The organism is Cytophagia bacterium CHB2, assembly GCA_030263535.1.
Classification (GTDB): Bacteria; Zhuqueibacterota; Zhuqueibacteria; order Zhuqueibacterales; family Zhuqueibacteraceae; genus Coneutiohabitans.
The window spans coordinates 1-6,783 of record SZPB01000351.1; the positions used below are offsets into that span (position 1 = coordinate 1).

The following is a 6,783-nucleotide window of genomic DNA, read 5'->3' on the forward strand; positions in this document are numbered from 1 at the left end:
ACATGACCAAACTCGTTCTGTTACGACATGGCGAAAGCACGTGGAACAAAGAAAACCGTGTCACCGGTTGGACGGACGTCGATTTGACGGAAAAGGGAGTGCAAGAGGCCCAAAACGCCGGAAAAGTTTTGAAACAAAACGGCTTTGTTTTTGATCTGGCGTTTACCTCGGTTTTGAAGCGCGCAATTCGTTCGCTTTGGCTGGTCTTGGATGAAATGGATTTGATGTGGATTCCGGTGCACCGTTCATGGCGCTTGAATGAAAGGCATTACGGCGCGTTGCAGGGTTTGAACAAAGCGGAAACCGCGGCGAAATATGGCGAGAAACAAGTGCAGATTTGGCGCCGCAGCTATGACACGCAACCGCCGGCGCTCGAGAAAATCGACCCCCGCTATCCCGGCCACGACCCGCGCTACAAAAATCTGTCTGAATCCGATCTTCCCACCACCGAATGTTTGCAGGACACGGTTGCGCGTTTCCTTCCGGCCTGGCATGAAACCATCGTGCCCGAGATCAAAGCCGGCGGTCGCGTCATCATTGCCGCACACGGCAACAGTCTGCGCGCCCTGGTCAAATATCTCGACAACATCTCGAATCAGGAAATCGTTGAATTGAACATCCCCACCGGCATGCCGCTTGTGTATGAATTAGATGATGCGTTGAAGCCGATACGAAATTACTATCTTGGTGATGAGGAAAGCGTCAAAAAAGCGATGCAGGCAGTGGCCAATCAAGGCAAGGCGAGCAAATAAAGGCAGTCGGAGTGTTACGTTGATTGGCGTTTTGTCATGCTTCAGTACTGGACACCCCTTCTTAGGCCACCGATGAACACGGATTTTCACTGATTTTTTAAAAATTCTGAAATCCGTGTTGATCGGTGCCACTCAACAGCTAAATGCAATACCTCTCACTTAGTAGTCCTGCCCCCCTTGTGGGGCATTGCAACATGCACGAACAGCGGCCCACAAGGGGCCGCGACTACGAATGAAATGCTAAGTGAACGGTATTGCAGCTAAATGTCCTATTTCTGTAAAGTGTCCGGCGGCAAAATCGCAGCTAAGACTTGCTGGAGAATCAATGCGGGATGAGTGCCCGGCGTTGGTTCTCTTTTTATTTTGGCCGTTGTGTTCTTCTATAGTTTTTATCACGCGATCCTGAATTTCAATGGGCAGGGCGGCAAGTTCACGCAGCGCTTTCTTCGCAATTGCGATGCGGTATTCAGGCATGACGTGTTTTTCATTTTGCCGTCTCGCCTTTCTTAATCGAACTTCAAAACAAACCTCACGCATTCCCGCGCAGCTTGTAATTCGGCGCTTCGTGGGTGATGATGACATCATGCGGATGGCTTTCGCGCAAGCCCGCTGAAGTGATTTTTACGAAGCGGCTCTTTTCTTTCAATTCGCTGATGGAAGCCGCGCCGACATAGCCCATGGCGGCGCGCAAGCCGCCGATCATTTGAAACACCACGTCCGCCAGTTTGCCGCGATACGGCACACGGCCTTCGATGCCCTCCGGCACAAATTTCTTTTTTCCCTCCTGAAAATAGCGGTCGCTGCTGCCGTGCTTCATTGCTGAAAGCGAGCCCATGGCGCGATACGTTTTGTAACTGCGCCCCTCCAAATAAATCATCTCGCCCGGACTCTCTTCCGTGCCGGCAAGCATGTTGCCCAGCATCACCGTGTCCGCGCCCGCGGCAATGGCTTTAGCAATGTCGCCTGTTTGCTTGACGCCGCCATCGGCAATTAATGGAATGTCGAACTTGCGGCAGACTTTGGCACATTCCATCACTGCGGTGATTTGCGGCACGCCGACGCCCGCAACCACGCGCGTCGTGCAAATCGAGCCGGGCCCAATGCCGACTTTCACCGCATCGACGCCGGCCTCGATCAACGCCAATGCGCCGGCTTCGGTGGCGACATTGCCGGCAACAATATCAAGATCCGGATACGCCTCGCGCAATTGCCGCACGGTTTTGATCACGCCTTCGGAATGGCCATGCGCGGTATCCACCACCAACACATCGACGTGGGCTTGCGCCAGCGCTGCCGCGCGCTCGAGCGTGTCGCGGCTCACGCCCACGGCGGCGCCCACGCGCAAACGGCCGCGTTCGTCTTTCGAGGCATCCGGATACATTTTTTTATTCTTGATATCTTTGACCGTGATCAAGCCTTTGAGCTTGCCGCGTTTGTCGACGATGGGCAATTTCTCGATGCGGTGTTCTTGCAGCAGGCGCTCGGCGGTTTCCAGCGTGGTACCGACAGCCGCGGTGATGAGATTTTCTTTGGTCATGACTTCCGAAACCGGCAATTCGACATCGACTTCGAAACGCAGATCGCGATTGGTGATGATGCCAACGAGTTGTTCGCCCTCCACCACCGGAATGCCGGAAATGTGATAGCGGCTCATGAGCTGCAGCGCTTCGCGCACCGTGCTGTCCGCGGTGAGCGTGATGGGATTGTAGATCATGCCGCTTTCCGAGCGTTTCACGGCATCGACTTCCACAGCCTGCTTCTCAATCGACATGTTTTTGTGAATAATGCCGATGCCGCCTTGGCGCGCCAGCGCGATGGCAAGATTGGCCTCGGTGACGGTATCCATTGCCGCGCTAATCAGCGGAATGTTGAGGCCAATGCGCCGCGTCAAATTGGTTTTAAGATCGACTTCGCCGGGCAGTACCGACGAGGCTTGCGGCAACAACAACACGTCGTCAAAGGTCAGGGCTTCGGTGAGGATTTTTTCCATGAGATGATTTCCGTCAATTCAAAAACATTGGGGATCGTTCGATTCATGATCAATCACTGACAGCATTTCATCGCTTCGATAATGACTTTTTACGACAATAGCTATTTCCGTTTTTTCATTGCTCTTCTCGAAAAGACTTCCACATCATAATCTGTCCGGAAGCTTTGAGTTTGTCTTTTTGGGAAGGAGCCGGGCGATAGATTTTCGCGATAAAAGGGCGGTCATTCTTGCGAATGAAGCGATCAACTTTCTGAATCATTGCGATAAAACGCTGGCAAGCTCGGCATGAGATGCTTTCCCGACCAAGATGTACATGCCGACATTATTTTCCTTGACTGTGTTTAGCTCCTGCATCCGATGGCGAATCATTTTGTCGTGGGTGAGCACATACCAACCGTGCTTGCCGGCCTCTGCTATCCATTCATGATCGGGTATATCGTGAACAAAATGGGCTTGATGTCTTTCAATAGGAATGACGGCATTCTTCAATATTGTTGTAAAGATGTTCCCGTCCAAATCACGATCGACAAAGAAATCGGGGTGAGGCTCATGCGGCAAGTCGTTTTTCATAGCGCATCGCCAAATGGACTTCTTCGCGGTTCAAGCCGTAATCATCCGCAACAAATTCGATGGTTTCGCCAGCGTCAATTCTGCTGATGATAGCGGAGGTCGATATTGATTTTCTGGCAATGATCGGCTTCCCGAAGCTGATTTGCGGATCGATGGCAATCTCTTTTTGGGCGTCGTAATCTATGAAAGGATAAAGACGAATCGGCCAGCGATCCTTATTCCATACCATGCGCTTCAAGTGTTCTTTGAACATTTCCCGCATTTCTATTTGACCGGATTTCGTCAAGTTTACCAGAGCGCCATATCTTTCTAAAAACAGTTCGCCGGCATTCGTAAGCAAATCGCGGTGCAACAACAACCTCTTGATAGCAAACTCTTTTTTTAGCATAGTCCAGTGCGCTGCGCACGGCTTTGATTTTAACATCATGCTCTACTCTCAATGAACGCAGCACATAAGATTCAATCAAGTTATTGAATGACAGCAATTGGAAATTTTTATTCGGCAATTTGAGCAATGGCTTGAAATACCCTCACCCTTTCCGCTAACACGAGGATAAGTTCTTCCCTTGAACCAAGCGCGCAGGGTTGGCTGAGGAATTTTCAAATAAATGGAGGCTTCCGTGAAGCTGTAATTGGGATTATCCATCGTGATACGCTCCAAAAGTCGAAGAGTCAAAAATAAAGTTTGCGGCAGGGATTCCATTGATTGAGGTCACAATACGCACTTTCAGCAAAAACGTCAAATTAAAGTTCAATCTCCCGGTTTACAACTCCCCTACGACGCCCTCTGCCCTTCGTACAATCTCTCCTGACGAAATCAGTTGTACAGCAACACGAATATCCTCTGCCAGCACACGGTCTTCAATCAATGTCGGCGCATGCTCGCGCACGAGATCGTGCACGGCCTTCGTCGCTGGCCCGGGCTCCAACGGCAGCCGTAAATCCAGCGCCTGGCACGCGCACAGCAATTCGATTCCCAAAACCGTTATGGCATTGTTGACCGCATTGCGCGCTTTCACCGCGGCATGTGCGCCCATGCTCACATAATCTTCTTTGTTGGCCGAGGTCGGAATCGAATCGACCGAGGCGGGATGGCTCAATACTTTATTTTCGGAAACCAGGCTGGCGGCGCTGACATGCGCAATCATGAAGCCGGAATTGAGTCCACTGTTCTTGATCAGAAACGGCGGCAGCTCGCTCAAGGTCGAATCCATCATGAAAGCAATGCGGCGCTCGCTGAGATTGGCGATTTGCGTGGCCAGAATGGCGATGAGATCGCAGGCAATGGCAATCGGGTGGCCGTGAAAATTGCCGCCGGAGAGAATCTCGCCCTCGTCGGCAAATATCAGCGGATTGTCGGTTGCGGCATTCAACTCGACGCCGAACGTTTCGCGCAGATGGGTGATATTGTCGCGCACCGCGCCATGAATTTGCGGCATGCAGCGCACGGAATATGCATCTTGCACGCGATTGCATTGCAGATGCGAGGCGCGAATCGGGCTATCCGCCATGAGCCGCCGCAAATTTGCGGCTGATTGCTGTTGCCCGGCATACCCGCGCGCGACTTGAATACGCTGATCGAACGCCACGGGCGTGCACAGCAGAGCTTCGGCGCTCATCGCGCCGCAAATATCGGCGGTTGCGGTCAGCGTTTGCAATTGCAACAACGCGAGACTGCCAACCGCGGTCATAAACTGCGTGCCGTTGATCAAAGCCAGGCCTTCTTTCGCTGCCAGAGTAAGCGGCTGCAAGTCGACGAAGCGTAGGGCTTCGAGGCCACTGACTTTTTGGCTTTGCACCAACGCTTCGCCCAGGCCGAGCAACACGAGCGACATGTGTGCCAGCGGCGCAAGATCGCCCGAGGCGCCTACCGAGCCTTTTTCCGGAATCACCGGCAACACATCTTTGGCCAGCAAATGATGCAGGTAGTCGGCCACGATGGTGCGGCAACCCGAGTAACCGGTGAGCAGGGCATTGAGCTTGAGCAAGAGCAACGCGCGCACTTCTGGCGCGGCTAAAGCCTGGCCTGTGCCGCAGGCATGGCTGAGGATGAGATTTTTTTGCAGGGTTGAGAGATCGTCCGGTGAGATGCGCACCTCGGCGAGCTTGCCAAAGCCGGTGTTGACGCCGTAAATCACGCGGCCGCTCTGCAAAACGCCGTCAATCACATTGCGGCTGCTTTCCATGCGGCGCAGCGCCTCGGCTGAAAGCTCAAGCTCGGCGCCGCCGCCAGCAACTTCGTGCAACATGTCCAGCGTTAATGATTTGCCGTCAAGGAGATGCTTCATAGTGTGGCGCATGTTAAAAAAGTTTTGCGCCAGAGTCAACGACTTTTCCCCTTGCCTCAGATATGCTGGCTTGATTATGATGATTTTGATCGTTGCCTGGTAAGTCTCAAGTGCGCGGAGCGGCGGTTCCTTTGACTTTTTTCAAAGATAAATTTTCGAATGTTGTAACGTTTTTGTATCTTTGCTTTGCGTTTTGGAATTTCAAAACAAGTGACCAACAAAACCCGAGAGAATGCTCCGATGAAATCACTTACAGAATACCTTTGGTTTAACACGCCACACCGCCGCGATTATATCAATATCACCGACAAAGTCGAAGAGTTGGTGGCAAAAAGCGGCGTGCAAGAAGGTTTGGTGTTGGTTGCGGCGCAGCATATCACGGCTTCCGTATTCATCAACGACAATGAATCCGGCTTGATCCAAGATTATGACGATTGGCTGGAAGGTTTGGCGCCACACGAGCCGACCTCACATTATCGCCACAACCGCACCGGCGAAGACAATGCCGACGCGCATCTCAAACGCCAAATCATGGGCCGTGAAGTCGTGGTGCCCATTACCAAGGGCAAACTCGACTTCGGGCCGTGGGAACAAATTTTTTACGGGGAATTCGATGGCCGCCGAAAGAAACGCGTGGTGGTGAAGATTATTGGGGAATAGAGATGAGGGCTGGATTTCTGGATTCGTGGATCGCTGGAACACACGGCCCCAGCGATCCATTTATCCAGGCGTGGCGAATGCGAATTGTTAGCGTTGCCGCAACCGTATATCCCCGCCGCTGGTGCGCAAGGTCAGCAACGGCCCGCCGCCGTTAAGCTTGCCCTGAAGTTTTCCCTCGCCAATCGAGCCCTGCACGGTGATGGGCAAATCGCTTTCCACATCTCCTCCCGAAGTCCGCGCATCAATATCCGCTTTTATGCCTTGTGCAAGATAAACCACAATGCCGCCGCCGGAGGTGGAAAGCTCACAAGCCGCATCGAACTGCTCCAACAATTCGGCGCTGAGCGAGCCGCCGGAAGTGCTGGCATCAACAGAACCGTGCAAGCGCCGCAGCGAAATGCCGCCGCCGGACGTGTGCGCACGCAGATTGCCGGTGGCGCCATCGACATTGATTGAGCCGCCCGAAGTTTCCACATCAACGTCGCCGTCAACATCTCCAACCGTGATGCCGCCGCCGCTGGTT

The 6,783-nt window shown here is 52.9% G+C and carries 7 protein-coding genes; 2 read left to right on the forward strand and 5 right to left on the reverse strand.

What is annotated here, in order from left to right; all coding sequences use genetic code 11:
• Positions 1 to 2: 2 nt before the first annotated feature.
• The gene (gpmA, locus tag FBQ85_24345; GenBank protein MDL1878262.1) at positions 3 to 752 is read left to right on the forward strand and encodes a 2,3-diphosphoglycerate-dependent phosphoglycerate mutase; all 750 of its coding nucleotides are present in this window, start codon (positions 3 to 5) and stop codon (positions 750 to 752) included.
• Positions 753 to 992: 240 nt separating this feature from the next.
• Here the strand turns inward: gpmA and FBQ85_24350 are convergent, their stop codons facing one another.
• The 5 genes from FBQ85_24350 to hutH form a co-directional block, all read right to left on the reverse strand.
• Positions 993 to 1,226, reverse strand: coding sequence for a hypothetical protein (locus tag FBQ85_24350; protein ID MDL1878263.1), 234 nt, complete (start codon positions 1,224 to 1,226; stop codon positions 993 to 995).
• 55 nt (positions 1,227 to 1,281) lie between these two features.
• Positions 1,282 to 2,742: an IMP dehydrogenase gene (gene guaB, locus FBQ85_24355; GenBank protein MDL1878264.1), complete on the reverse strand. Its 1,461-nt coding sequence runs from the start codon at positions 2,740 to 2,742 to the stop codon at positions 1,282 to 1,284.
• A gap of 255 nt (positions 2,743 to 2,997) precedes the next feature.
• A complete protein-coding gene (locus tag FBQ85_24360; protein ID MDL1878265.1) occupies positions 2,998 to 3,312 on the reverse strand; it encodes a hypothetical protein in 315 nt (104 codons plus the stop codon).
• Entirely contained in the window at positions 3,290 to 3,739 is a 450-nt protein-coding gene (locus FBQ85_24365) for a DUF433 domain-containing protein (protein ID MDL1878266.1), read from the reverse strand. Before FBQ85_24365 ends, FBQ85_24360 begins: the two co-directional genes overlap by 23 nt.
• 337 nt (positions 3,740 to 4,076) lie before the next feature.
• Positions 4,077 to 5,612 (reverse strand): histidine ammonia-lyase, encoded by a 1,536-nt coding sequence (gene hutH, locus FBQ85_24370; GenBank protein ID MDL1878267.1) that lies wholly within the window; start codon positions 5,610 to 5,612, stop codon positions 4,077 to 4,079.
• A gap of 228 nt (positions 5,613 to 5,840) precedes the next feature.
• Here hutH and FBQ85_24375 point away from each other — a divergent pair, with 228 nt between their 5' ends.
• The gene (locus tag FBQ85_24375; protein ID MDL1878268.1) at positions 5,841 to 6,260 is read left to right on the forward strand and encodes a YjbQ family protein; all 420 of its coding nucleotides are present in this window, start codon (positions 5,841 to 5,843) and stop codon (positions 6,258 to 6,260) included.
• The last annotated feature ends 523 nt before the right edge of the window (positions 6,261 to 6,783 follow it).